The sequence below is a fragment of the Neomelitea salexigens DSM 19753 genome, from assembly GCF_000422345.1.
Lineage (GTDB): Bacteria > Pseudomonadota > Gammaproteobacteria > Pseudomonadales > Spongiibacteraceae > Spongiibacter > Spongiibacter marinus_A.
Genome location: NZ_AULP01000022.1, coordinates 1 through 1,385 on the forward strand (window position 1 = coordinate 1; position 1,385 = coordinate 1,385).

A 1,385-nucleotide genomic window follows, 5' to 3' on the forward strand; every position below is an offset into this window, starting at 1 on the left:
ACTGAAGAGCGTGACCTGTTAAAAAAAGCCGCGGCGTACTTCGCAAGCCACCCCGAGTAAGATACGCCTTTATCGCTGAACACCACAGCTCTCATGGGTTCTACCCTGTTTCTACGGACGGTTTAAAATCGCCTGAAATTTCATATCTCGCTTAGCGACTCTTCGGCGCATTCTGGGATTGTGGAATCGCTCAATATAGTTAAACACGCCAGCTTTAGCAGCATCCAGTGTCCAGTACTTCGTGCGGTTAATTCGATCCCGCTTAAGGACGCCGAAAAAGCCCTCGCATGCCGCATTGTCGCCGCAATGCCCCACCGCACTCATCGAGCATACCAGCCCGTTTTGCTTGAGTAACCGCTGATAATCACCACTACGGAACTGACTGCCTCTGTCTGAATGTAGTATCACTTGCGATTCCCCCTGCCGTTGCCAGATAGCCATTTCAACAGCGCGCATGACCATCTGCCTGTCTTGACGGTGATGCATTGACCAACCAACAACCAGCTTACTAAACAGGTCGATGACTACGCACAGATACAGCTTGCCTTCACTGGTAGGGATTTCTGTGATGTCAGTTACCCACTTCGTTTCTGGCTCCAGCGCGACGAAGTCTCGCTGCAAGTGATTCTTCACGCCCGGTGGTGTTAACGCAGGCTTTCCATAGTGTCCACGCTTGCGCTTGCGAGGCCATCCCTGCAATCCATTGACAGACATAAGCCGTGCAATCCGATTCTTGCTGGCTGTTTCGCCTTCCTCGCAGAGATCCTCGTGCATCCGAGGTACGCCGAGACTGCCGCCGCTATCGTCATGGATCTCTCGTATGCGCTTAAACAGCCGCTCGTTATCCTTCGCTCGAGGGCTTGGCTCACGGCCTTCCCATGCGTAATAGCCACTGGGCGAAACCGCCAGGCAGCGACACATCAGGCGGACAGGAAACTCTCTGCGACAACGCTGGATCGCCCGGTACCTCAGGACGACTCCCTTGCGAAGAACGTTGCCGCTTCTCGTAAAAAATCCCGCTCCTTCTTAACTCTCGCGAGCTCTCGCTTGAGCCTGGCGACTTCTTCATCTCTGGGGCTGCCGGTCCCGACGAAGGTGTCGGCACCATTTTGCTCAGCTTCGCGCCGCCAGCGAGTTAACAGGTTGGCGCCAATGCCTAGCTCCCGTGCGACTTGGGCGCAACTGACACCTGGCTGGTTAGCTTGCTCAACAGCGCCTTGCTTGAACTCTGGACTGTACTTCTTTCTTTTTTGCATAAACACTCCTTACGCCCATTATCGGGCTTCTTTGAAGTGTCCGCAAAAACGGGGTAGAACCCCATTCTGTACGGCAGTTATGTCAGCTGTTTGGTGTTCAACCCAGCGGGTACTACGCCTGGAAGAAAC

1 pseudogene is annotated in these 1,385 nt (G+C 54.0%); it reads right to left on the reverse strand.

Going from position 1 to position 1,385, the window contains the following annotated elements:
• Window positions 1-100: 100 nt before the first annotated feature.
• A pseudogene (locus tag H573_RS0115690) lies at window positions 101-1,256 on the reverse strand (IS3 family transposase).
• Window positions 1,257-1,385: the final 129 nt, after the last annotated feature.